Below are 21,906 nucleotides of genomic sequence, written 5' to 3'. Positions count from 1 at the left end.
GTTCTCCTTAGTGCTGTGCCCGAATGATTTCATTGCACAGGCTCAGTTTCCAACCGATTTTCGGCCGCGTGCATTCCAGTGTGAAACCTCGAGTTCGGTAGAGGTCAAGGCCGACTGGGTCTCGAGTACCGTAGGACCGTCGGGCGAGAGAAGGGCATACGTGAGCGCACGGTCGATGGTCGGGTTGTTCGCCGGAATCGGTGGGCTCGAGCTGGGGTTGGCCGAGGCGGGATGGTCGACGCAGTTGCTGTGCGAAATCGATCCGGGTGCCGGTGCCGTGCTGTCGACCAGAATGCCGGACGTTCCGCTGCACACCGACGTCACGACACTGCGAAGCCTGCCCACCGGCACCGAACTCGTCGCGGCCGGCTTCCCGTGCCAGGACCTGTCTCAGGCCGGACGCACCGCAGGCATCACCGGCGCGCGATCCGGACTGGTCGACGAGGTGTTCCGACTGGTCTCGCGGCAACGCGGACCACGCTGGCTGCTGATGGAGAACGTGCCGTTCATGCTTCAGCTCGGCCGCGGAGCCGCGATGCGGCACATCACCGACGCGCTCGAGGACCTCGGGTACATGTGGGCCTACCGCGTGGTCGACGCCCGGGCGTTCGGATTGCCCCAGCGTCGGCAGCGAGTGGTGATGCTGGCCTCGCGCACCGACGATCCGCGCGAGGTGCTGTTCGCCCAGGACGCGGGCCCGTTGCCGGACGGCGACCCGAGCACCCAGCCGTGCGGGTTCTACTGGACCGAGGGCATCCGCGGCCTCGGCTGGGCCGTCAACGCAGTGCCGACACTCAAGGGCGGGTCGTCCCTCGGCATCGCCAGTCCCCCGGCGGTCCGATTGCCGTCCGGGGAAATCGTCACGCCCGGCATCATCGGGGCCGAGCGCCTGCAGGGCTTCGATCCGGACTGGACGTCGCCTGCCGTCCAGCGGGCCGGCGTCCGAACTGGGCATCGGTGGAAGCTCGTCGGCAATGCCGTCAGTGTGCGGATGGCGTCGTGGGCAGCCCGAGCGCTCGACGATCCACAGCCGTACGACGCATCGAACGATCTGGCTCTACTACCTGGTCAGGCCTGGCCCACAGCAGCGTGGGGACGTGATCGGACGACGTACAAGGTGGCGATATCGACCATGCCGGTGCACGAACCGTACGAGGATCTGATCGGCTTTCTGGACGATTCGAAGCTGCTGTCGGCGCGGGCGACGGCCGGGTTCCTCAAGCGAGCCCGAGCCGGCAGTCTGCGTTTCGCCCCAGGATTTCTCGACGACCTCGACGCCCACCTCGAGCGCATGGGCGGGTACGCCGAGCGGGTTCCGGTGTGAGCGCCGACCGCCCAGCCGCCGACCGCCCAGGCACCGACGCCAAGACCAGTGCGCGGCTGAGCAAGCAGAAACGCCGCGACACCAAACCCGAGGTGGCGCTGCGACAAGCATTGCACCGCCGAGGTTTGCGTTATTTCGTCGATCGCGCTCCGTTGAAGGGCATGCGGCGTCGAGCAGATGTGGTCTTTCCCAAACGCAAGGTCGCGGTCTACGTCGACGGTTGCTTCTGGCACAGCTGCCCGATCCACGCCACCAAGCCCCGCAACAACGCGCAGTGGTGGGCCGACAAACTGGCCGCCAACGTCGCCCGAGATCGCGATACCGACCGACGACTGATCGACGAGGGTTGGCGCGTCGTACGAATCTGGGAACACGAGGAGCCCGCCCTCGCCGCCGACCGCGTAGTCGAGGAACTTGCCGCAGACTGAAACCTCCGACGCTCCCCGCGCGTCCAACCCCATGATCGGTCGATTCGAGTCGGGGAGAATGACAGTGCGTAGAAATTGGATGTTCGCAGCGATGGCGCTGGCGACGGCGTTCTCGACGACCGGATGTGCGGCAGTAGTGGTCGGCAGTGCGTTCCCGGCAGGCAGTTCGTCGCCGCAGAACAGGTACGGATTCGAGATGTCGGAGGCAGACCATTATCTCGCCGACTCTGCGGCCTTCGTACGCAGTCTCGATCCCTGCGGCTTTCTCACCGAGGACGATCTGACCGCCCTCGGCACAGTGGTGCAGCTCCGCCCCGACGGCGAGTTGAGCACGTGCACAGCCGAGCTGATCACCGGGCAGTCGACGGTCACCGACTCCGTCACGATCAATCTCGACGCATACGCACCAGACCCCGACGATCCGGACATCGAGGAGGTCACGATCGGCGGCCGGCAGGTGTACGTGAACAACCTTTCGACCTCCTCGTGCAACATCACCTTCCCGCTGCGCGAGGTGTTCGACGGTGCCGACTCGGGGATCATGGACGGCTTCCGCACCAAGTCCGGTCGCAGCTACGCCCGCATCGAGGTCTATCGCCCCTACGAGGATGCGTGCCCCGCGGCGACACCATTCGCGCAGTCAGCCCTTGGTCTACTGGACGACCCCCCGCTCCGTGCCGACTCCAAGTACAACCTTCCCCTCGCCACCAAAGATCCGTGCGGAGTCCTCGAGCACCTGCCCGCCACGTGGACAGTCGACCGGTGGAGTCCTGATTCGGATCCATACGGGTGCACCTTCACCGCGTCCTCGGCATCGTTGGACGAAAACCTCGTCATGCTAGACGTATCGCTCGAATATGTCTCCGGCGACACTCGCGCCAAAGACACCGATACCGTCCGGCAGGGCGATTACTCCGTCTACACGCGCGAACTGGCTTCGACCTGCACCGCAGACATCGAGGTGGGCAACCCCGTACTCGGCATGCCCGAGATAGACGACTCCGCCGCGCGCGACGCCCGCACGGTGCCCACTGTGTCCGTCATGGCGGACGGCTGCGAGTCCGCAATTGCACTGGCAGTGGCAGCTGCGGACGAGCTCACTGGCTAGCCTTGATCGGTGCGTTCGAGACCTGAGGGCGTGGATATCCCCCGAGTCGTTGCGGCACTGTGCCTGGTCGTCGCCGGCCTGCTGTACTCGGCGTGGGTTGCCGAGTTCTTCCTCGACACCGGTCTCGATCCCGCGCGATCGTTTCTCAGCGAGCTCGACGCCCGCGATCAGCCGTATCGCGAAATCTTCTCCACCGCAGACGTTGTCACGGGATCGCTGATGGTTGTTGCCGCCGGGTTGGGCTTCCTCGCAACCCCGCGTCGACGGCTCGTCGTCACCGGCTGGGTGGCGTCGGGCATCTTCGGTATCGCCACCATCGCCGACGCGAAACTTCCCCTCGAGTGCGTCGCCGCCGACGATCCGAGTTGCCCGATCGAGCCCAGCGAAATGTTCCCGCAACTCCATCACCTGCACGCACTCACCAGCACCGTCGCGGTGTTCGCGATCTTCACCGTCATGCTCGCGTTCACGGTGGCCGCGTTCCGCTATCGCATTTACCCGCTGCTTCGCACACTCGGCTCGGCTGTCCTGATCGTCACGACCCTGGCCACGGCCTGGCTGTTGATCGCCGACAATCTGCCCGGCGACTACGGTCTCGGAATCGCCCAGCGAATTCAGGTGGGCGGTATGTCCTTGTATCTGGTGGTGCTGGGGTGTGCGCTTAGACTCGGCAGATGTCTTTCACCGCGACCGAACTCGACGGGTCCAAGGTAGAGCAGTACCAGCAGCTCACCGAGCAGGCCCGTGGCCTCGTGTTCGAGGAACCGAACCTGATCGCCAACGCCGCCAATCTGTCTGCGCTGGTGTATAACGCTCTGCCCGAGGTCAATTGGGTCGGGTTCTACCTGTTCGACGGCACCGAACTGGTGGTCGGGCCGTTCCAGGGCCAGCCTGCCTGCGTCCGCATCGCCCTGGACAAAGGCGTGTGCGGCGCAGCGGCCACCACCCGCGAGACGCAGCGAGTGGCCGACGTCCACGCCTTCCCCGGTCACATCGCGTGCGATGCCAACACCCGCTCCGAGGTCGTCGTACCGCTGTACCAGGGCGAGACCCTGATCGGGGTGTTCGATCTGGACAGCCCGGTGCCGGATCGCTTCGACGCCGACGATCAGGCCGGCCTCGAAGCAATCGCGGAGGTGTTTCTCAACTCTCTGGGGTAGAACTCGCAGCCGCCTCGAAGAACCAGGCCATGACCAACGCACCGGGGTCGACGACGCCTCGCGCGGCCTCACCGACATAGCTGGCTCGACCGCGGTTCGCGGTGATGTCCTTCGTCGATTCCGCTCCGGTCTTCGCGGCGTCGGCAGCCTGTTGCAGGGTGCCGCCGTCCTTCTCGAACGCCTCGACGGCCGGGGCGATGGCGTCGACCATCGTCTTGTCGCCCACCCGTGCGCCACCGAGTTCGGTGATGCTGTCCAGTCCGGCTCGCGAGGCCTGTCCGATAGCCCCGACACCGGGCTCCGACTCCAGCATCGTCCGGTAGAACTGGCGGAACCAGATGCCGAACAGTGCGCCGGACGTACCACCGGCGTGACCCAGGTAGGCCTCACTGACCGCCTCGAATACTGTTGCGGCCGAATAGTTTTCCCGAACTGCAGCAAGATCGAGCTGTCCGAGTGCGGCCACCATGTTCGTTCCGAAATCGCCGTCACCCGCCTTGCGATCCAGCTCGGTCAGGGCGGGCTCCTCGTCGAGCACGCGCTGTACCCACGACCCGATCCATTCCGAAACGAAGGCCGATTTCTCGCCTGCATCGGACGGCTCGAACGTGGGGCCGAATCCGCCGCGTTCGCCCACCGCTGTCACGTCACGACTGGACGCGTTGGGCCAACCGGGTGCGTCGGTGGGTGCGTCCCAGAGTTCGAGCATCTCGTCGTCGGCACGCACCAAGGTGATCGAGGCTCCGCCCATGTTCAGGGCCGTGACGACACTGCCGACCAGCGATCGAGCGATCTCGATTCCCTTGTCGGACAAAAACTCCGAGAGCTCGCCGAACAGTAGGTGCAACTCGAGAGGATGCGTGGCACCGAGTCCGTTGACGACGGCGATCACCGATTCACCCGTCTTCAAGCCCAGCGAGTTCACGATTGGTTCGGTCAGCTTGGCAACGGTCTCACTGGCGGGCAGTTCGGAGACACGTTCGGTGCCGCGCTCGCCGTGGATTCCGATGCCGAATTCCATCTCGCCGGCAGGTAGATCGAACGACGGTTCGTTCGCGCCGGGCAGCGTCGGCGGGTGCAGAGCCACGGCCATGCTGCGCGCGTTCTCCACTGTTCGACGCCCCAGCGCGACTACCGCCTGCAGGCTGTCGCCACGTTCTGCCGCTGCGCCACAGAGCTTTTCGACGACAATGGTCGCTGCGGTGCCGCGTCGACCCGGGCCGTCTTCGCTCTCGCTCGCCACGTCGTCGTCCACGAGAACGACGTCGGCAACAATGCCGTCCTCCTGCAACAACTCTCGGGCGATCTTGAAGTTCATCACGTCGCCGGTGTAATTCTTCACGATGTGCAGCACGCCGCCGCCCGAGTCCACGGCCTTGGATGCCTCGTGCACCTGGAGGGCGTTGGGTGAGGTGAACACCAGGCCGGGGCACGCGCCGGTGAGCATGCCGCGGCCGATGAATCCCGCGTGCAGCGGCTCGTGGCCCGATCCTCCACCGGAGAGCAAGGCAACCTGGCCGTCGGAGATGCGATAGCGACGCGTCAGGTATCCGGGGTCGGCATGCCAGGCGATGTCGTCGGTGGCGGCCACGAAGCCGCGGAGAGCGTCGGCAACGAATGTTCGAGGGGAATTGGAGAACATACCTCCACCCTAACCACCAGCACCTGAGTCCCGTCGCCGGTTTTGCCACACCGGTACAGCTTCTGCCGGACGGATACAGTCGAGGCATGAGTACCGAGACCTGGACGCTGGACGCATCGAACGGCGGGCAGTTGGCTGTTCGGACGGATGTCACCGGTAGGGCAGCCAAGATGGGTCATCGCCTCACGATCGACATGACCTCGTGGACTGCGAGCGTCGAGTGGTCCGAGGGCGCACCGACCGCGGTGGCCCTGAGCGCCGAAGTGAGTTCACTCGACGTCGTCCACGGCGAGGGTGGACTGACGCCCTTGATAGGGCCGGAGAAGATCGTGGCGAAAGCCAACGCGCTCAAGACATTCGATGCCGACAAGTATCCAACGATTACATTCCGCTCGTCGGAGATCGCTGCCGTCGACCCCGGATTCCGGGTGACAGGCACGGTCGAGATTCACGGCGTGTCGAAGGAGATCGTTGTGGAGGTGAACGTCACTGACTCCGAAGATCGATGGCGTATCGGCTCCGAAACCATTGTGCGTCAATCCGATTACAAGATCACTCCGTATTCACAGATGTTCGGAGCCATGAAGGTGGTGGACGAGGTGACCGTGACGTTCGACGCCGAGTACGCCAAACCCTGAGTCTTTCGAAATCGCAGCCTTTTCAATTCACCTGCAATGGTGGACACTACGGCGGTGAGTCGAAACAGATGGATGATCGGATCCTGCGCATCGGCCCTGGCGCTGACCGTGGCATTGACCGCGGGCTGCAGCAGCCCGGCGACCACGTCCCCCGATGGACCTCCCGGAGTGAACGTCAACGGCGTGGGGGAAGTACAAGGCGCACCGGATACGTTGACAACGCAGATCGGTGTGCAGGCCATGGCCGAGGACGTCACCGCCGCCATCGAAGAAGCCAATGCTGCGGTCACCGAGGTGACGGACGCGGTGATCGCCGCCGGCGTCGCTCGTGAGGACATCCAGACGCAGCAGGTGTCGATCGATCCGCAGTACTCCGGCGCACTGCCGGGCGGCAACTCGACCATCTCCGGATACCAGGCCACCAACACCTTGCAGGTCACGGTGCGCGACCTGTCGACGGCGTCGGCGGTCCTGGGCGACGCCGCGGCCGCCGGTGGCAACGCGACCCGAATTTCCGGGGTCTCGTTCGAGATCGACGACGATTCGCAGCTGATCACCGATGCTCGGTCCAGGGCGTTCGCCGACGCCCGTGGTAGAGCCGAGCAGTACGCGAACCTGGCAGGCGGCGAACTCGGTGACGTTCTGTCGATCACCGAGTCGATCACCGGCCAGGAGCAGCCGGCGTCCTTCCGCGACTCCGCTTCGTTCGACACGGCAGTGCCCATCGAACCGGGACAGCAGACCGTCAGCGTGTCCGTACAGGTGAAGTGGGCGTTGAACTAGGCGGCGACGGTTGCTCCACTCCACAGCGGCAGTCCGGGGTTTCACTGACAGAGGGCCCGGAGTGGAGCACAAGTTGCAGGTCGACTACCCGACCGTGGGCGGTGGTAGCCGATAGTTCACCGGGGTGGCCGAGAAATCCAGCGGATTCCGGACGCCCTCGGACGCGGCACCCGGCACCTGCACCCGCGGTTCGAGCCCCAACGACTCGGCAAACGCGAATGCCTCCTCGACGGAATTGACCGGTCCCGCGGGAACGTTGCGGGCCATCAGTTCTCGATACCACTCGTCCGCCGTACGCGTGCGCAACGTCGCAGTCAGAATGTCGACCAACTGATCTCGATGCTCGACGCGCGCGGAGTTGGACGAGAAGCGATCATCCGCAGCCAAGTTCGGCATCCCGAGCACGTCGGTCAATTCCGAGAACTGTCGGTCGTTTCCCACGGCCAATGCCAACGGTCGGTCGGCGGTCTCGAACACCTCGTACGGCACCAACGAGGGATGCTTGTTACCCATCGGCACGGGCACGGCGCCGGCCCCGAGATAGGCCGACGACTGATTGCTCAACGCGGACAACACCGACGCCATCAGTGAGGTGTGCACCTGCTGACCCCGGCCGGTCTTCGTTCGATGATGCAGTGCGGCAAGGATTCCGCTGAGTGCATGCAAACCGGTGACGATGTCTACCATCGCCACGCCCACCTTGGTCGGTGTCGACGCGTCGGGACCGGTGACGCTCATCAGCCCACCGACTGCCTGCACCACCAGATCGTATCCCGGGAGAGCAGCACCTCCGCCGGTACCGAAACCGGTGATCGAGCAGTAGATCAGACCGGGATTGGACTGCGCCGCAGCCGAATAGCCCAGGCCGAGGCGATCCATCGTCCCGGCCCGGAAGTTTTCGATCACGATGTCCGCTCCGGAGACGATCTCCTGCGCCTCGACGATGCCGCTTTCGGACTGCAGGTCGATGAACCTGGATATCTTGTTCCGATTGACCGAGTTGAAATAGGTTGCGGTACCGGCGGAGTCGTACGGCGGGCCCCACGATCGGGTGTCGTCACCGACTCCGGGTCGCTCGATCTTGATCACGTCTGCGCCCATGTCGCCCAGCATCATCGTCGCGTACGGGCCGGCAAGGACGCGGGAGAAATCCGCGACCACGAGGCCGGCCAGTGGACCGGTGGCGTCTGTCATCGGTCCACTGTATTGCCCGGCAGGCTGCAGTTCAGTTGAGGTCGGGAACGAACGCCCCCAGGACCGCAACCATCGTCTCCACGATGAGCTCGATGGGCGGGCGAGGCGGAGCAGTGCGCGACCAGTCGGAGACGATCTCGGTAAGCGCACCGAGGAATGCTGTTGCGGCCAAATGGTATCCACCCGGGGGGACGAAATCGGACCCGATTTCGGTACGGAGGGTGGCCTCGAAGAATTCGACCCATTGTGCGCGACGGCGCGTCCGGTGCTGTTCGACGCCGTCGCTGACACCCAGCATCTCCAGGTACGAGATACGCGCTCGGCGCGGGTCACCCCCGATCGACCCCACCAGCGCCGTCATCGCAGCGGCGACCAGCGCGCGGCGATCTCGGTCGGTGTGGCCGTCGAGCGCGGCAACGACTGCGGCCAGCGCGTCGTCTTGGATCAAGTCGTAGATGTCCACCAGCAGCGCCTCACGGTTGGCGAACTCGCTGTAGAACTGACTGCGCGCCAGCCCGGCGGCAGTGCAGATGTCCGCCACCGAGGTGGCGGCGTACCCGCGTACCCCGATGACCTCGATCCCGGCGTGCAAGAACCGTGCACGACGATCGGCTTTTCGCGCGGCGGAGGATCGCCCGGCGTAGACGCGGCCTTGGCCATCGGCGACAGTCACCGAGGAAGTCTACAGTCGGCATGCCCCTCACCGCCCTGGTGCCGATCGGTCCCTCACTCGCCGATCGGCTTACCGAACAGCCCGGCGATGATGTCGCCGACGGCGTCGACGAAGAGCGGATGTGCACGGGTGTCGAGTGCCATCGAGCCGACATCGTTGGTTCGGCAGCCCGATTCCACCGAAACACCGGCAAAACGGTCGCGCATCCACAGCACAGCGCTCGGGAAGGCGATCAGCTCGAGGGTGATGTGTTCGCTGAAGTGGTCACGGGTGTAGGTGACATCGGCACCGGGACGGCTGCAGTACGAGTCGACCATCGCGTTGACCGGCCCGATCGGCACCAACCAGTCCGGGTTGGAGTGGTAGACGTAGAGCGGCATGTTCGGAGTGGTGTCACCCAGCTTCATCGCAGAGAGCGCCTTCTGCACCACTGGATGTTGGATCGGGTCGCCCTCGGTATGCAGGAAGCCCTTCAGGTTGACGAACGGCAGCAGCACCGACGAGTAACCGACACACAGATTGTTCTTGGCTGCGAACAGCGCGCGACCGAACGGGTCGATGTGTTCGTCGATGAAGGCGGCCAACTCGGGGTCTTCACGACTGGCACCGATGACGCCGGCCGCGACGATGCCCGAGCCGAGGGTGTTGTTGGCGTTGTCGACCAGGGCCCCGAGTTCGGCCGGGGTGCCGCCCTCGGTGACTCCGACGATATCGAGCTCAGGGGCGTAGCTTTCGGCCAATTCGGCTGCGTGCCCGGTGGCGATCGCGCCACCGGAGTAGCCGCTCATCCCCACCTTGGTGGCCTCCCCTGCCAATTGCATCGGCGCGAAGCTCTCGGCAGCTCGGATGCCGTCGAGCGTGATGCGACCGGCGACCGGACCGGCAGCGAACGAGTTGTTCGGTCCCTGATGATCGGGCACCGACACCGCCCACCCCTGCGCCAACGCTGCCTGCACTTCGAGGAATTGAGCACCCGACGTCACTGCGCCTGTCACCGGCCAGGGAATGGCACCTGCTCGCATCGCGTACGACGGAGCGCAATACGCAGCGAGGGAATCCTCGGCCAACTGGATGGAGATCAACGGCCGTGGTGCCGTGGCCACACCGCGTGGCTTGATGACCGTGGTGACGGCGGCTATCGGCTCGTCGCGTCCGTTGTTGGATCGGAAGGACAGCTGCCATGCGTCGACCTGGGTGGGGATGAGGTTGAGAGTGGCCAGCTCGACGGGCCGAGCAGCGATGATCTGGCCCGGTGCGGCCGCGGCCACCACCTCGGCGGGTGGGAGGTAGAAGTCGGTGTCGAACTCCGGAATCGTCGGCCAGATGAACGGCGGCAGCGGCGGCTGAATGTCCACCTCGCTCGCATCGGGTGCGGCTGCAGCGGGAGTTGTCATGGCGGCGAAAGCCGCAGCGGCGGTCACCACACTGATCGCTATCCGGAGCGTCCAAGATCGAGCAGAAGACACGGTTGAACTCCTTCGCGCCGGACAACGGAGGTCCGCAGACGCGCGCCCCGGCGACAGTTCGTACAGCGCATCCGACAATCTTGGACACCAATGTCCGAGATGGTGCTCAGAACTGTAGAGCGAAGTGGCGTGGATAACAATCCCCGAATCGAAAAGACTCAGTACTGAACGGATTCCAACTGCGCAGGTGCGCGCCTGTCCGTCATGCGACCGCGAACGACCTCTTCGCCAAGCCGAATTGGAAGCCGGTGATGGTGGTGGTCACCGGCGCTTCCGGATTCTCGGCGGCACCCAGGGTGACGAAGAGCGGAGTGAAATGTTCGACGGTGGGGTGCGCGTACGGCATTCCCGGAGCGGCATCACGGAAGTCGGCGAGCGTGCTCACGTCACCACGAGACAAGGCGTCGGCCGCCCAGAGGTCGAAGTCCTCGGACCAGGTCGGGACGGTGTTGGTGACGAAATTCTCGCGCGACAGGAACGGCAGTCCGTGCGTCATGAAACCGGAGCCGATGACCAGAACCCCCTCGGCGCGAAGTTCCTTCAACGCACCTCCGATCGCCATCAACCGATCGGGCGCATGCGTCGGCAGGCTCAATTGAAGAACCGGGATATCCGCGTACGGATACATGACCTTCAGCGGCACCCAGGCACCGTGATCGAGCCCCCGGGCGGTGTGCTGATGCAGGTTCTCCGATGCCGGAATGGCCGCGGCCACCCGCGCGGCCAGCGCCTGCGCGTCGGGCGTGCGGTATTCCATCGAGAAGTACCGCTGGGCGAAGCCGCCGAAGTCGTAGACCAGCGGGGTCGCGGCCGCCGCGGCGGACAGACTCAGCGGAGCCTCTTCCCAGTGCGCGCTGACGATGAGAATCGCCTTGGGCTTGGGCATCGACTGCGACCACGTGAAGAGTTCGTCCATCCACAGTGCGTCGTCGAATACCGGTGGTGCGCCGTGGCTGAAGTACAGCGCGGGCATCGGCCCGTCGTTCGGGGTCCACATCTGCTGCGATCGACTCGTGGGTGCGGTGCCGGCGAGAAACGCGTCGAACGCTGCGCCCGCGACCGGCGGGTTGATCACTGATGTCATGGCGGGTCCTTCGATTGAGCTAAGTTGAACCTTCAACTTAACACTTCCGTCGACGGACGCCAATGCCACTCACGACTTACAGTGACCAGGTGCCCAAGGTGACCCTGTCGCAGTACCCCACCCCTCTCGAATGCGCGCCACGTCTGGCTGCCGCGTTGGGGCTGGGCCCGGAAGATCTGTGGATCAAACGAGACGACCTGCTCGGTCCCGGCGGGGGCGGAAACAAGATTCGCAAGCTCGAATGGCTGTGCGGGGCGGCGATCGAGGCCGGGGCCACCACCCTCGTCACCAGCGGCGCAGCCCAGAGCAACCACGCCCGGCTCACCGCTGCCGCCGGCGCACGCCTGGGCCTCGATGTGGTCCTCGTCCTGGCCGGAGAACCCGACCCCGCCGACAGCGGCAACATCGTGCTCGACGGGCTGCTCGGAGCGCGCATCGTCTGGGCGGGCGCAGATTCATTGGACGAACGAGCCGCCGCGACGGTCGCCGACGTGGGCGCGGGGGCAGCGTTGATTCCGTTCGGGGGCACCTCGCTGGACAGCGTCGAGGGGTACGTCACCTGCGCCGACGAGATCCTGGCCGAGATTCCCGCGGTGAGCACCATCGTCGCGGCGGTGGGATCAGGAGGAACGATGGCGGGGCTCGTCCGCCGACTCGGTGCCGAACGCGTCCTCGGCGTCGACTGTGGTGCGGTCTCGGACCCAGTGGATCGCGTCCTACATTTCGCCAATCGGCCGATCGATCGGGAACAGTTGCGCGTGCGGCACGATCTCGTCGGCGAGGGCTACGCAGTGTTGTCGGACGCCGTCTCCGCAGCGATGGCCCTGGTCGCCCGCACCGAGGGGCTCGTGCTGGACCCCGTCTACTCCGGGCGTGCTGCTGCCGGACTCGTTGCTGCCGTTCAGGATTCGACGATCAAGGCGGGCGAACGAACCGTCCTCCTGCACTCCGGCGGTCTACCAGGATTGTTCGGCCATCGGGGTGCAGTCGCATTCGGCCTACGCGAAGCAGGGATGTGAACCCACGGTTTCATTCTCACCTGCTGCCCGCTGCCGTCTATCGCGCACCCATGCCGGACGGCGTCGAGCGCGCCCTGACGTTCGGTCTCTGCGGCATGGCGGCCGACGACGAACGTTCGCTACGACGGGTCGAACGATTCGAGCAGGTGCCGGACGGATCCTTCGTCTGGACGCGCACCGCTCGCGGCGAGTTCTTTCTCGGCCGAATTTCCGGCCCACTGCGTGAGGATCTCAGCGCCGACGCGGTCGCGTCGAACATGGTGTTCGTCCGAGACTGTGAGTGGACGAGTGAGCCCGTTCCCGAACCTGAAGTGCCGGCAGCCACTCTGCGGACGTTCGCCCGCGGCGGGCGAAACTTTCAGCAGACCCACGACCCTCATGTCGCGGCGGAATCGGCTAGCGTGTGGCGAGCGCGAGGTCGCTGACCTGGGGATCGACCTGCACGACCGAGTAGCCCTCGATCTCGAACTTGTTCTCACCCTCGGGCGGCCCCAACACGGCGCGGACGATCAGCGTCGCGGCGGCAGCGACCAGTGCGATCACGATGACCACCGCAGCCACGATCAGCAGGGTCCGTGGACCACCGAACAGGTTCTTCGAGCTCATAGGTCCATCATGGCCCATCCGGCACCGAGCCCGAACCGCGCGGTCGACTCGACTCAGGTATTCGACCGCAAGATTTCTGACTACAGTTGGCCCCGATGATCCCTCCTCTGTTCCGTCGTCTCTGCGACGACGCGGCCCTCTTTCCACCGGGCAACGCGCCGCTCGATGTCGCTGTGCAGCACCATCTCGAGTACCGAGCCAGCCCGTTCTCGGATCTGGTGGGGCCGCTGGTCGTGCCCATGGATCGAGTGACAGAACTCGACCTCACTGCTCGGATAGAGGTGACACTGACCGCGTCCACCGGACCCAGCAGCGTGGAGGCAGGTCTGCGCGCTGCCGACCACACGGCAGGGGTCACCGTCGTTGCCATCGAGGTCGCAGTACCCGACGGCACGAACATCGATGTACTGCGCACCATCACCCAAGACCTCGACATCTACGTCGAAATCCCCCGCGATGCGCGACGTGACGCCATCTTCGACGCCGTCGACGAGTTCGGGTACCGCGCCACCTTCAAAACCGGCGGCGTCACCGCGGACTCGCACCTAGACGAGCGGGAACTCGCCGCGTCCATCTACGAGGCGGCGCAGCGTGAGGTTCACTTCAAAACCACTGGGGGTCTGCACTTTGCGGCCCGTAACACGGACCCGCACAACGGGTTCGAGCAACACGGTTTTCTCAACGTCATGCTCGCGGCGCAGGCCGCACACAGTGGCGCTCGCGCCGGTGAGCTGGAGAAGATCCTGGCGATCCGAGACGCGGACGCCCTCGCGGGGCTGGTGGCCGGAATCGAGGGACAGCGAGCCTTCGCCTCGTTCGGCACCACCAGCATCCGCGACTCCCTCGACGAACTCGTAGGTCTCGGACTCGTCCCGCCGCAGTAGAGACAAGCGCCGGTCAGCTTCGCCAGCTGAACAGCTCCACGAGGTTGATCTCGGCAAGCTGCTCGATGAAGCGGTCGACATCTAGTGACGCAACCCGTCCCTACCCGCGTGAGCCGATGGGCCGGCTACGGGTTCATCCCTCATCGCGAAACGGTCGTGCCACCGAGCGAGCGGTGCCGGTGCCCACCAGTTCCCGCGGCCGAGGATTCGCATGAATGCGGGCACCAGCAACATGCGGATGACGGTGGTGTCCACCAGGATCGCGATGGTCAGACCCACTCCGAACATCCGGATGAATGACACCTCGGCGGAAATGAGCGCGGCGAACGAGATGGACAGGATCACCGCAGCTGCTGTGATGACACGCCCGGTCCGAGCGACCCCGAGTGCAATTGCCTCGCGGCTGTCTTCGGGGGTACCACCCGACGCAGCCCAGAACTCCCGTATCCGAGACATCAAGAACACCTCGTAGTCCATCGAGAGCCCAAATGCGATGCAGAACATCAATACTGGGATGTTGGAGGCGATCACGCCGGTAGGCGTCGTGCCAAGGGCATCGAGGTGGCCCTGGCCGAATATCCACACGAGCGCCCCGAAAGTTGCTGTCAGAGAGAGGAAGTTGAGGACAAGAGCCTTGATGGGCAACAGGACCGACCCGGTCAACATGAACAACAGCACAAAGGTGACGAGGGCAATGATGCCGATGACCCAGGGCAACCGGGACATGATGCCTGCCACCGCGTCGCGGTCCAATTGCGCTCCGCCACCGATCGACAACGACGAAGCGCCCGCGGGGACGGGCACCCCGCGCAGAGCATCCAACTGTGCATCCGCAGAATCGCTGTAGCGTACTGCTCGGGTCTGGACGGTGACGAGCGCCGTTCCGCCGTTCATTCCTGTCGCAGTGAGCGGAGGGCCGATTCTGATACCGGCGACAAAGGTACCGGAAGGTGCCGACACCGCGGTGACGTCGGCGACACGCGACAGGCCCGAGGCGTAGTTGCCCAGGTCTGCCTCGGTGAGAGTCGACGCATCCCGCAAAACCAGATACAGCGTGGTCGCCGCGTCGTCGGCGTAGTTCGCGCGTAGCTCGTCCCCCACCTGTCGGGCCGAGGTCGACGCAGGCAACGCGCGGTCGTCGGGGAAACCGAGCTTGACGTCGAGAAACGGCAATCCGAGGAACAGCAACGACGCCACCGCGACCCCCGCGATGGGCACCGCGTGCGCCATCGCGGTTCGTGCGACCCGATAGAAGAAGGTGTCGGTAATGGCCACCGGTTCCGGCTGCGAACGGCCCGTGGCGCGCCGCAGTGCCGCCCGTACGTCGAGAGCATCGATACGGTCGCCCAGCACCGTGATGACCGCGGGGACTACGAACAGTGCAGCCAGCGCGCTCATCACCACAACTGCCACACCGGCATAGGCGAACGACCTGAGAAAATACATGGGGAACAACGTCATACAACCGAGTGACAGGGCGACGGTCAGGGCCGCGAACAGGACGGTTCGGCCCGCGCTTGCCATTGCACGCTCGAGCGCGTCCGCACGGCCGCGTCCGAAGGTCACCTCCTCGCGATACCTGTTGATGATCAGTAGCGAGTAGTCCACCGCCAGACCGAGCCCCAGTGCGGTCGCCAAATTCAGTGAGAAAATCGACACACTGGTCACCGATGTCAGTGCACGCAATATCGACAGCGAACACAGGATCGAGAAGACTCCGACCAGAAGGGGAAGTGCCGCCGCATACAGTCCGCCGAAGATCCACACCAGCGCCACGAATATCAACGGAACGGCGATCAATTCGGCGACTATCAGGACTCGCTGGGTCGCGGCGTTTATTTCATCCGACGCGACAGCCAGGCCACCCGCTCGGACGGTGACTCCATCACGGTCTTGTTCGATGCTCGAGACCAGTGCGGCCGCCCGTTGTTGCGCTTCGTCCTCGTCACCGGCAATTCCCGCAACAATCAACCCCGATGTCCCGTCGACGCTGAACAATCGGGAGGCCAGCATCGGTGTAGCTTGCCAGGCGGAGACGAAATCGAGGACCACCCCGGAGCCGAGCAAATCCCTTTCGAGTTGTTCCGCAACCCGGGTCACCGCCGGGCTCCTCGCCCCGTCTTCGCTGCTGAGAACGAATACCAGCGACTGCTCGCTGATGCCGTAATCCTCGACGAGAATGTCGGCTACACGGGAGGAGGCCGACGACGGATCCCGCTGTCCGCCCGCCGACAGATGTCCTGCGACCGGGATGCCGAATATTCCGGCGACCACTGCCACCAGAAGCGCGGCAACCAGTACCGAGCGTGGCGCGTAGGCAGTGAGGCGCGCACACCATGTCAGCATGGTCGGCTCACTGTCTCGTTCGGTGACTGCTCCTCGGACGGGCCGAACGTGCACCCCAACTTGGATATCTGAAGGAAGAAATGACCGAATACGTTCAATAGTGAAGACATGGCTTCCTCTGCAGTTTCAGCGCTCAGTAGGCAAACGATCCACTTGAAGCCACGCCTTCGACGAGGCCCGTCTTACGGATTCACTGTTCACGATGCTGGCGAAAGTCGTTGCCCCTGAGGCCCGCCCCTCGATTCCCCCAAACCACTACCCCTGTCGCGGCTGGTGAGGAACCTTATCGGGGATGTCGCAACATCGTCAATGGTTCGGCGCGCTTTTCGAGTGTGTGGGGGACCGCGAATAGAACTAATGCAATCTTCTTCGAGCCTTGCAAAGGAAATTGGCGAACCACCCCTGGTTCGATGCCGAATCCTTCCGGTCGCACAGTATTCGCCCATGCCCGAGCAGATCGATTCGGACGCGCACTCGAGGGCCGGGCGATTTGCCCGATGCTTACTACGCCCACACACCGGGCCCGAAGGTCGTCTCCCCCGTCTACCGTGGCCGGCGCGTACTCACTGATGCGCGACGCCATTGCGGATCCGTATCCGGTGATCTTCGTCGGTCGCGTGGGAAGCATTGCCGTCGGAGGTCGGTGGCTTCGTGCATTCCCACCCCACGCAGAACGAGGCACTCGGTGAGGCAATGATGGCACCGTCAAAGAGCCCACTGAAAGCGAACGATAGAAGCAATCATGCTGGGCAGATTTATATTTCGGCCGTACGCGTTCCCGGCGGGTGGCTCCGACCACACCTGCCGAGTCCACCGTCGAGGCAATCGAGCTGACCGGCCGATTGGCGGGCGTCATCATCGACCCCGTGTACGAGGGAAAGTCGATGGCGGGTCTGATCGATCTGGTTGGGCAGGGCGAGATCGGCAAGGACTCGAACGTCCTCTACACACACCTCGGCGGCCGACCCACCCTGAACGCCTACTGCGGAATTTTCTGAGGGCGGCGAACTCAGATCCCCAGCGACCCTGCCAAGGTCGGCCAACTCTTGGGCAACTGGTCCACCCAGTAGGGCCACGAGTGCGTCCCGGTTTCGGTGAAGTCGAATGTTGCAGGAATGTTCAACTGTCCCAATCGATCCGCGAGTCGGTGGGTGCAGTAGTTGGCGCCCACCTCGATGATTCCGCCGATCACCACCACATCCAAAGCTTCTACGGTATCGAAACTTTCGTACTGCCCCGGCGCTCCGGTTCCCACCGACACGTACACGTCGGTGCCGCGCAGACTCTCGGCGTTGACGACCGAGTCATGCTCCACCCACGCCGGGTCGAGAGGTCCGCCCCACATGTTGTCGGCGTTGCCACCGAAGGCTCCGACGATCGCCCTGATGCTCGCCTGGCCCAGCGGCTCCGAGGACGCGAAGCAACCGCTGTACGACGCCACCCCGGAATAGACGTCCGGGTTACGCGCGGCCAGCATCATGGCCGACTGCGCCCCCATCGACAGTCCCGCAATTGCATTGCGCCCGTTGCCCTCCACTGCGGCATCGATCAGCGGCGGCAGTTCCTCGGTCAGAAACGTCTCCCACTGGTACCGGCCGAGCTTCGGATCGTCGCGTTGCCAGTCGGTGTAGAAGCTGCCCGGCCCGGCCAGCGGGAGCACGACGTTGACGTTCTTGTCGGCGAAGAATTCGGCCGCTCCACCCTTGCGCAGCCACATGCTGTTGTTCGGGTCTTCCTCGCCGATGCCGCTGAGCATGTACAGCGTCGGCCTCGGTCCTGTCTTCACCGCCGGAGTGAGCACCTGCACCTCGACGATGCCACCCATGGCAGGCGAGTCCACGCTCAGCGTGCGCAGGGTGTCGGACGCGATCGCGGTATCGACGATGCGAGCCGAGACGATGCCAGCAGAGTCGACGGGCTCGGCGACCGCCACGCCGACGGAGGACAACGACAGCGCCGCGGCGACGACGAACGGGGTGAAGATGCGTCGACGACGCATGGCGATCCTTTCGGGATGTGTCGTGAGAAACAGCGAATCGACACGGAGCATCGCACACGTTCGGACGGGATGAAACGTCGAACGCCATGCTCGTAAAATCGGACCGACCGGAACTTTGTGATTATCTTCAAAGCAAGACAAACCCCTGTTTCACAACACCTTTCGAGTCCAAAATTCGGATTCTCAAATATAGTTAGTGCACTAATTATTCGTGCACTAACGAAATCTGCTAGCCTGAATCTCGTGACCACCACCGAAGATCCGCTCGCACTCGATCGGCAGGTCTGTTTCGCACTCGCCGTCGCCAATCGTGCAGTGCTGTCGGTGTATCGGCCATTGCTCGAGCCCATGGGGCTGACGCATCCGCAGTATCTGGTGATGCTGGCGCTGTGGGGCGAGTCGCCGATGTCGGTGAAAGCCATCGGATCGGCGTTGCAACTCGATTCCCCCACGCTGTCACCGCTGCTCAAGCGTCTGGAGTCGATGGGAATGCTCACTCGCAGTCGCAGCCCCGAGGACGAACGGGTACTCCTCGTCTCGCTCACCCCTGCCGGGGCCGCGCTCCGCAAGAAAGCCGAGAAGATTCCGCCCGCCGTCGTACAGAAACTCGGAGCGTCTCTGACCGAATTGGACGAGCTGCGCCGCGTCCTCACCCGCGTCAATGACGCGGCCATCGCAGCAGGAGCACTGTCATGAAAAAGGGCCGCAACCGTCCGTCCTTCGGCCAATGGCTCGGCTACGCCGTCCTCGGCCGCAAACTGCCGGATTCACAACAGGACTGGGTGCGACGTGACCTCGTCGGGCCGGGAGCGACGCCGCGTCACATCCTGCGGTCGATGATTCCCTTCCTACCCATCTTCATCGGCTTCTTCGTTCTGTTCCCTGGAGCGATCTGGCTACGCGCGTCGATGGTGCTGCTCAGTCTGCTGCTTGCGCTGTTCTACACCGCCGCCTACATGGACCAGAACCGCGCCCGTCGTCTCGAGATCCACGGGTTACCGCCCGATCTGAAGAGCGAGAAGAAGACGGCCGAGATGGAGCGCGAGCGAGAGATCTACCGCCGCAATCACTGATTCTCTCGGCCGAGCCCGGCCGTGAAATCGTCGGCGATCATCGTCGCCAGGTCACGGGTCTTGCGGTTGGTGTTCTGCGACAGTTCGGTCAGTTTTGTGAAAGCCGCGTCGGCGTCGAGGCGGTACACCGACATCAGAATCCCGACGGCGCGGCCGATGGCTGCGCGGGTATCGAGCGCAGTGCGAAGAGTCGCCGTCTGGCTTTGGCTCTCCTCGATCAATTGTTCGCGCATGCGGGAGAGTTCGAGGTGCACCCGAACCCGAGCCACCAACTCGCGGTCGTGGAACGGCTTGACGATGTAGTCATCCGCACCTCGGCCCAGACCGTCGAGCACGAAGTCGGTTCCCGCTCGGGCAGTCAGCAGGATCACCGGCACCCGCTTCAGTGCGCCGTCGCTGCGAAGGTCGTCGACCAGTTCCAGGCCGCTGCGGCCCGGCAGCATCACGTCGGTGAGCACCAGCCCCGGAACCGTCGACCGCGCGCGATCGAGCGCGGTTTCCACGTCACCTGCGACCGCGATGGACCAGCCTTCGTCGGCGAGCAGTCGGACGAGATAGTTGGACATGTCGATGTTGTCCTCGACGAGCAGGATGTCCGCGCGGTCGAGGGTGGCCACGGGCAGTTCCTGCGGCGCAAAGATCGCCGACACCGAGTCCGCGGTCACGACCGGCCGATCGACGGTGCCGATCGCCTCGACGGGCACCCGAGGTACCACCACGGTGAAGGTACTGCCGATGCCCACCTCGCTGTCGACGTCGATCCGTCCGTCCAGGGCCGTGATCAGGTCCGAGACCAACGCAAGGCCGATTCCCGACCCCTCGATGCTGTGCGCACCGGACCGCTCGACACGGTGGAACCGATCGAATATCCGGGGCAGATCGTCTTCGGGGATGCCCAGACCGGTGTCCGCTACGACCAGCCGAACCGTGTCGACGTCGGTGACGAGGCGAACGGAAATTCGGCCGGCCGGGCTGTATTTGACCGCGTTCGCGACGAGGTTGAACACAACCTTCGCCCACATCTCGCCGTCGGTGAGAACGACGACGTTCTCGTCCGCGTCGACGATCAGCTCCAGTCCCTTGTCCGACGCGACTGCCGCGAACATCGATGCGCAATCCCGCGTCACCGCTGCCACATCTGTGGGTTCGACGCGCGCGCGCAGCTGCCCGGCGTCGGCGCTGACGACGTCGAGCAGATCGTCGACGAGACGTCGAAGCCGCGTCGACGCGCGATGGACGACGTCGAGCGATTGGCGGTCGGAGTCGGTCAGAGTCGACGTGGTGCTTTCGCGCACGGAGTCCAACGGGCCGGTGAGCAGGGTGAGCGGAGTGCGGAACTCGTGTCCGACGTTCTCCAGCAGTCGAGTCTTGGCCGCGTCGGCCTCGGCCAGCGCCGCGACCCGGCGTCTCTCCATGTCGAAGGCGTGCGAAGCCGTCAGAGCCGTGGACATCCGCTCGGCGACGGCGACGAAGAACGAGATGGCGGCGTCGTCCAGGGATCGATACGCGCCCAGCCCGACAAGCAAAGCTCCGATGGGGCGCACGCGGCCGGCCAGCGTCAGCGGAATGACGACCGCAGTCCCGCGGGTCCCGTCGAGATCGACGTCGACGCTCGCGCGTGGCACCTGTCCGTTCGAGACCTCGACCACGGCTGCCCTGTCCCAGGTTGCCGGCTCCCAGCCGACGGCCGCTGCTGTTGCGATGTGGTCCAGTTCGCCGTCGTCGGCCAGATCTTGTCGTAGGTAGGCCGCCACCAGGGGGAATTCGCTGGATTCCTTGCCCAGGGTGTCGACAGCGGTGCGAGAGATGCCGACCGGGCCCCCGCTGTCGTCTCCGGTCAGCGACCCGAGGGCCAGCAGCGCCTGCATACGGCGCTCCCCCAGCACCTGCATCGTCACCTCGGTCGTGGCCACGAACACGCCGAGTACGGCATCCCCGGACCCGAAGATCGGACTGTAGGAGAACGTGAAGTACGTCTCTTCGGGGTAGCCGTACCGCTCCATGACGAACCGGTCGCGTACCCCGTTCACCGCCCTCCGACCTTCTACCACCTCCGCGCACAGTGCGCCGACGTGATCCCAGATCTCGGACCAGCAGTCGCGGGCATGCTGACCCGCGGCGTCCGGGAACTTGTCACCTAGGAAATCGGTGTACGAATGATTGAAGATCTGCACCAGGTGCGGTCCCCACCAGATGAGCATCGGGATCGTCGACGGCATGACGGTACGGATGGCCGTCACCAATTCTTCCGGCCACTGCTCCACCGGCCCGAGTGGAGTCGCGCTCCAGTCGAGCTCGCGGAACCGGGCGTCCGTCGTGTTGGCACCCGGAAACAGCTCTTCCAACCGAGCGGAACTGTTCTCGGTTTCGGGGGAATTCATCGCATCGTCCTTCGCTACCCGCGTCCCACAGGCACACGCGGCGGGACCGATCTCGTCGTCGATACTAACCGAACGCCCGATACGCAGGCGTTTCGCGC

Annotated in this window: 21 protein-coding genes and 1 pseudogene; 13 read left to right on the top strand and 9 right to left on the bottom strand. The window is 64.6% G+C overall.

Features of this window, described 5'->3' with window-relative positions; translation table 11 throughout:
* Positions 1-175: 175 nt before the first annotated feature.
* Genes ACIGGF_RS18765 through ACIGGF_RS18745 form a run of 5 tightly spaced genes read left to right on the top strand, consistent with a single transcriptional unit; the run spans position 176 to position 4,020 of the window.
* The gene (locus ACIGGF_RS18765; RefSeq protein WP_397522691.1) at positions 176-1,324 is read left to right on the top strand and encodes a DNA cytosine methyltransferase; all 1,149 of its coding nucleotides are present in this window, start codon (positions 176-178) and stop codon (positions 1,322-1,324) included.
* Positions 1,321-1,752, top strand: a complete 432-nt coding sequence (locus tag ACIGGF_RS18760; RefSeq protein WP_397522664.1) for a very short patch repair endonuclease — start codon at positions 1,321-1,323, stop codon at positions 1,750-1,752. Before ACIGGF_RS18765 ends, ACIGGF_RS18760 begins: the two co-directional genes overlap by 4 nt.
* Before the next feature lie 58 nt (positions 1,753-1,810).
* A complete protein-coding gene (locus ACIGGF_RS18755) occupies positions 1,811-2,860 on the top strand; it encodes a hypothetical protein (RefSeq protein ID WP_397522663.1) in 1,050 nt (349 codons plus the stop codon).
* A gap of 9 nt (positions 2,861-2,869) precedes the next feature.
* Positions 2,870-3,574, top strand: coding sequence for a DUF998 domain-containing protein (locus ACIGGF_RS18750; RefSeq protein WP_397522662.1), 705 nt, complete (start codon positions 2,870-2,872; stop codon positions 3,572-3,574).
* The gene (locus tag ACIGGF_RS18745; protein WP_397522661.1) at positions 3,535-4,020 is read left to right on the top strand and encodes a GAF domain-containing protein; all 486 of its coding nucleotides are present in this window, start codon (positions 3,535-3,537) and stop codon (positions 4,018-4,020) included. Before ACIGGF_RS18750 ends, ACIGGF_RS18745 begins: the two co-directional genes overlap by 40 nt.
* Here the strand turns inward: ACIGGF_RS18745 and ACIGGF_RS18740 are convergent.
* Entirely contained in the window at positions 4,004-5,662 is a 1,659-nt protein-coding gene (locus ACIGGF_RS18740; protein ID WP_397522660.1) for a dihydroxyacetone kinase family protein, read from the bottom strand. The two genes, ACIGGF_RS18745 and ACIGGF_RS18740, sit on opposite strands and share 17 nt — an antisense overlap.
* An 86-nt stretch (positions 5,663-5,748) precedes the next feature.
* Here ACIGGF_RS18740 and ACIGGF_RS18735 point away from each other — a divergent pair, with 86 nt between their 5' ends.
* Together ACIGGF_RS18735 and ACIGGF_RS18730 are read left to right on the top strand one after the other, a co-directional pair.
* Entirely contained in the window at positions 5,749-6,300 is a 552-nt protein-coding gene (locus ACIGGF_RS18735; protein WP_397522659.1) for a YceI family protein, read from the top strand.
* Positions 6,301-6,354: 54 nt separating this feature from the next.
* A complete protein-coding gene (locus ACIGGF_RS18730) occupies positions 6,355-7,083 on the top strand; it encodes an SIMPL domain-containing protein (RefSeq protein ID WP_397522658.1) in 729 nt (242 codons plus the stop codon).
* An 84-nt stretch (positions 7,084-7,167) separates the two neighbouring features.
* Here ACIGGF_RS18730 and ACIGGF_RS18725 read toward each other — a convergent pair whose 3' ends face one another.
* The 4 genes from ACIGGF_RS18725 to ACIGGF_RS18710 all read right to left on the bottom strand — a co-directional run bounded on the left by ACIGGF_RS18725 (position 7,168) and on the right by ACIGGF_RS18710 (position 11,500).
* Complete coding sequence (locus ACIGGF_RS18725; protein WP_397522657.1) at positions 7,168-8,277, bottom strand: CaiB/BaiF CoA transferase family protein; 1,110 nt, start codon at positions 8,275-8,277, stop codon at positions 7,168-7,170.
* A 31-nt stretch (positions 8,278-8,308) separates the two neighbouring features.
* On the bottom strand, positions 8,309-8,950 hold the full coding sequence (locus ACIGGF_RS18720) for a TetR/AcrR family transcriptional regulator (protein ID WP_397522656.1): 642 nt from the start codon (positions 8,948-8,950) through the stop codon (positions 8,309-8,311).
* Positions 8,951-9,003: 53 nt separating this feature from the next.
* Complete coding sequence (locus tag ACIGGF_RS18715; protein ID WP_397522690.1) at positions 9,004-10,344, bottom strand: lipase family protein; 1,341 nt, start codon at positions 10,342-10,344, stop codon at positions 9,004-9,006.
* A 274-nt stretch (positions 10,345-10,618) separates the two neighbouring features.
* Entirely contained in the window at positions 10,619-11,500 is an 882-nt protein-coding gene (locus ACIGGF_RS18710; protein ID WP_397522655.1) for a dioxygenase, read from the bottom strand.
* 89 nt (positions 11,501-11,589) lie between these two features.
* Here ACIGGF_RS18710 and ACIGGF_RS18705 point away from each other — a divergent pair, with 89 nt between their 5' ends.
* Together ACIGGF_RS18705 and ACIGGF_RS18700 are read left to right on the top strand one after the other, a co-directional pair.
* Entirely contained in the window at positions 11,590-12,519 is a 930-nt protein-coding gene (locus ACIGGF_RS18705) for a pyridoxal-phosphate dependent enzyme (protein ID WP_397522654.1), read from the top strand.
* Between the two features lie 20 nt (positions 12,520-12,539).
* Positions 12,540-12,944, top strand: a complete 405-nt coding sequence (locus ACIGGF_RS18700) for a GAF domain-containing protein (RefSeq protein WP_397522689.1) — start codon at positions 12,540-12,542, stop codon at positions 12,942-12,944.
* Here ACIGGF_RS18700 and ACIGGF_RS18695 read toward each other — a convergent pair.
* Positions 12,916-13,125: a hypothetical protein gene (locus ACIGGF_RS18695; RefSeq protein WP_094678404.1), complete on the bottom strand. Its 210-nt coding sequence runs from the start codon at positions 13,123-13,125 to the stop codon at positions 12,916-12,918. The two genes, ACIGGF_RS18700 and ACIGGF_RS18695, sit on opposite strands and share 29 nt — an antisense overlap.
* Before the next feature lie 95 nt (positions 13,126-13,220).
* Between ACIGGF_RS18695 and ACIGGF_RS18690 the strand changes: the two genes are divergently transcribed.
* Positions 13,221-14,009 carry a hypothetical protein gene (locus ACIGGF_RS18690; protein WP_397522653.1) on the top strand — a complete coding sequence of 263 codons (789 nt, stop codon included), beginning with the start codon at positions 13,221-13,223 and terminating at the stop codon, positions 14,007-14,009.
* Positions 14,010-14,090: 81 nt separating this feature from the next.
* Here ACIGGF_RS18690 and ACIGGF_RS18685 read toward each other — a convergent pair whose 3' ends face one another.
* Positions 14,091-16,355: an MMPL family transporter gene (locus ACIGGF_RS18685; RefSeq protein ID WP_397522652.1), complete on the bottom strand. Its 2,265-nt coding sequence runs from the start codon at positions 16,353-16,355 to the stop codon at positions 14,091-14,093.
* Positions 16,356-17,155: 800 nt separating this feature from the next.
* Here ACIGGF_RS18685 and ACIGGF_RS18680 point away from each other — a divergent pair.
* A pseudogene (locus ACIGGF_RS18680) lies at positions 17,156-17,353 on the top strand (aminocyclopropane-1-carboxylate deaminase/D-cysteine desulfhydrase family protein); the annotation flags it as partial.
* An 11-nt stretch (positions 17,354-17,364) separates the two neighbouring features.
* Here the strand turns inward: ACIGGF_RS18680 and ACIGGF_RS18675 are convergent.
* On the bottom strand, positions 17,365-18,354 hold the full coding sequence (locus ACIGGF_RS18675; protein WP_397522688.1) for an alpha/beta hydrolase: 990 nt from the start codon (positions 18,352-18,354) through the stop codon (positions 17,365-17,367).
* A gap of 243 nt (positions 18,355-18,597) precedes the next feature.
* Here ACIGGF_RS18675 and ACIGGF_RS18670 point away from each other — a divergent pair, with 243 nt between their 5' ends.
* Together ACIGGF_RS18670 and ACIGGF_RS18665 are read left to right on the top strand one after the other, a co-directional pair.
* Positions 18,598-19,050, top strand: coding sequence for a MarR family winged helix-turn-helix transcriptional regulator (locus tag ACIGGF_RS18670; RefSeq protein ID WP_397522651.1), 453 nt, complete (start codon positions 18,598-18,600; stop codon positions 19,048-19,050).
* On the top strand, positions 19,047-19,427 hold the full coding sequence (locus tag ACIGGF_RS18665) for a DUF5313 family protein (protein WP_397522650.1): 381 nt from the start codon (positions 19,047-19,049) through the stop codon (positions 19,425-19,427). Before ACIGGF_RS18670 ends, ACIGGF_RS18665 begins: the two co-directional genes overlap by 4 nt.
* On the opposite strand, the gene ACIGGF_RS18660 is transcribed toward ACIGGF_RS18665, so the two are convergent.
* On the bottom strand, positions 19,421-21,808 hold the full coding sequence (locus tag ACIGGF_RS18660; RefSeq protein ID WP_397522649.1) for an ATP-binding protein: 2,388 nt from the start codon (positions 21,806-21,808) through the stop codon (positions 19,421-19,423). The two genes, ACIGGF_RS18665 and ACIGGF_RS18660, sit on opposite strands and share 7 nt — an antisense overlap.
* Positions 21,809-21,906 lie beyond the last annotated feature (98 nt).

The sequence above is a fragment of the Rhodococcus sp. NPDC078407 genome (assembly GCF_044542515.1).
Classification (GTDB): Bacteria; Actinomycetota; Actinomycetes; order Mycobacteriales; family Mycobacteriaceae; genus Rhodococcoides.
The sequence above is the reverse complement of the archived record's forward strand: the minus strand, read 5'-3'. Positions and strand labels throughout refer to the sequence as shown.

What these genes read in the sequence shown, in the direction of transcription:
- ACIGGF_RS18715 (WP_397522690.1), bottom strand. Translation starts at nt 10,344, where the DNA reads ATGACAACTCCCGCTGCAGCCGCACCCGATGCGAGCGAGGTGGACATT.
- ACIGGF_RS18765 (WP_397522691.1), top strand. Translation starts at nt 176, where the DNA reads ATGGTCGGGTTGTTCGCCGGAATCGGTGGGCTCGAGCTGGGGTTGGCC.
- ACIGGF_RS18745 (WP_397522661.1), top strand. Translation starts at nt 3,535, where the DNA reads ATGTCTTTCACCGCGACCGAACTCGACGGGTCCAAGGTAGAGCAGTAC.
- ACIGGF_RS18675 (WP_397522688.1), bottom strand. Translation starts at nt 18,354, where the DNA reads ATGCGTCGTCGACGCATCTTCACCCCGTTCGTCGTCGCCGCGGCGCTG.
- ACIGGF_RS18735 (WP_397522659.1), top strand. Translation starts at nt 5,749, where the DNA reads ATGAGTACCGAGACCTGGACGCTGGACGCATCGAACGGCGGGCAGTTG.
- ACIGGF_RS18710 (WP_397522655.1), bottom strand. Translation starts at nt 11,500, where the DNA reads ATGACATCAGTGATCAACCCGCCGGTCGCGGGCGCAGCGTTCGACGCG.
- ACIGGF_RS18740 (WP_397522660.1), bottom strand. Translation starts at nt 5,662, where the DNA reads ATGTTCTCCAATTCCCCTCGAACATTCGTTGCCGACGCTCTCCGCGGC.
- ACIGGF_RS18665 (WP_397522650.1), top strand. Translation starts at nt 19,047, where the DNA reads ATGAAAAAGGGCCGCAACCGTCCGTCCTTCGGCCAATGGCTCGGCTAC.
- ACIGGF_RS18725 (WP_397522657.1), bottom strand. Translation starts at nt 8,277, where the DNA reads ATGACAGACGCCACCGGTCCACTGGCCGGCCTCGTGGTCGCGGATTTC.
- ACIGGF_RS18755 (WP_397522663.1), top strand. Translation starts at nt 1,811, where the DNA reads ATGACAGTGCGTAGAAATTGGATGTTCGCAGCGATGGCGCTGGCGACG.
- ACIGGF_RS18690 (WP_397522653.1), top strand. Translation starts at nt 13,221, where the DNA reads ATGATCCCTCCTCTGTTCCGTCGTCTCTGCGACGACGCGGCCCTCTTT.
- ACIGGF_RS18685 (WP_397522652.1), bottom strand. Translation starts at nt 16,355, where the DNA reads ATGCTGACATGGTGTGCGCGCCTCACTGCCTACGCGCCACGCTCGGTA.
- ACIGGF_RS18695 (WP_094678404.1), bottom strand. Translation starts at nt 13,125, where the DNA reads ATGAGCTCGAAGAACCTGTTCGGTGGTCCACGGACCCTGCTGATCGTG.
- ACIGGF_RS18660 (WP_397522649.1), bottom strand. Translation starts at nt 21,808, where the DNA reads ATGAATTCCCCCGAAACCGAGAACAGTTCCGCTCGGTTGGAAGAGCTG.